This is a genomic window from Sphingobium olei (assembly GCF_042678845.1).
In the GTDB taxonomy this organism is placed as follows: Bacteria; Pseudomonadota; Alphaproteobacteria; order Sphingomonadales; family Sphingomonadaceae; genus Sphingobium; species Sphingobium olei.
The window spans coordinates 1-1,052 of record NZ_JBHTLS010000033.1 but is presented as its reverse complement, the minus strand read 5'-3'; the positions used below and the strand labels follow the sequence as shown (position 1 = coordinate 1,052).

Below are 1,052 nucleotides of genomic sequence, written 5' to 3'. Positions count from 1 at the left end.
TAGAGCATCGAGCGTGAAATAGGAATCTTGGGATTCCCAGCAGGATCAGGATGTGATTCATCGTGATTGGAGGTGGATCATGGGGAAATCCTATTCAGCCGATCTTCGGGGCCGAATTGTCGATCACATTGCATCTGGGCAATCGCGTCGCTCTGCATCGCGTCATTTTGGGGTAAGTCCCAGCTGTGCTGTGAAGCTGGCGCAGCGAGTTGCGACCACCGGATCAGTGGCGCCTGCCCGACAAGGGCGTCCCCCCGGTGACGGCAAGCTGGCGCCGCATATGGCGGCCTTGATGAAATGGGTTGATGCCGAGCCGGACCTCACCATGCCGGAACTGTCGGCGCGACTTGTTGCAGCAACCGGCGTTCGCGCCCATCCCGCTTCTCTTTCGCGTGCGTTGCTCAAGGCCGGCTACAGCTTCAAAAAAAACGCTGCTGGCGTCGGAGTGCGGACGCGATGATGTTGCCCAGGCGCGCCGGACCTGGCGCGTCTATCGGCAGCCATGCCTGCGCAAGGCCCCGCATCGACTGGTCTTCATCGACGAGACGGCAACCACAACGAAGATGACAAGGCTACGGGGACGGGCGCGCCGCGACCAGCGCCTGAAGGCGCGAGCGCCCTTTGGTCACTGGAAAACACAGACCTTTATCGCTGCCCTGCGATGTGACGGACTGACTGCGCCATGGGTCATCGACTGCCCCATGAACCGAACAACCTTTGAGACCTATGTCGAAACCCAACTCGCCCCGACCCTCAAGCCCGGCGACGTCGTTATCCTCGACAATCTCTCCAGCCACAAAAGCGAAAAAGCCAAGGCCATACTCAAGGCCAGAGGCGCATGGTTCCTCTTCACTCCGCCATACAGCCCCGATCTCAACCCGATCGAAATGGCATTCGCTAAACTCAAGGCCCATCTGCGCCGAACCGGCGCCAGAACCATCGATGCCCTATGGCACGCCATCGGCAACATCTGTGACCTCTATACCCCAGAAGAATGCTGGAACTTCATCAAAGCAGCTGGATATGCGTCAGATTAAAGGCTCGATGCTCTA

1 protein-coding gene is annotated in these 1,052 nt (G+C 58.8%); it reads left to right on the top strand.

The genetic code is table 11. The annotated features are described in order from the left end of the window. The first annotated feature begins 79 nt into the window (after nucleotides 1–79). Nucleotides 80–1,037 (top strand): IS630 family transposase gene (locus tag ACFQ24_RS03870; protein ID WP_380909140.1). Its coding sequence is split into 2 segments (ribosomal slippage): nucleotides 80–402 and nucleotides 401–1,037, totalling 960 coding nucleotides; the frame shifts between segments, so codons are not numbered across the junction. Nucleotides 1,038–1,052 lie beyond the last annotated feature (15 nt).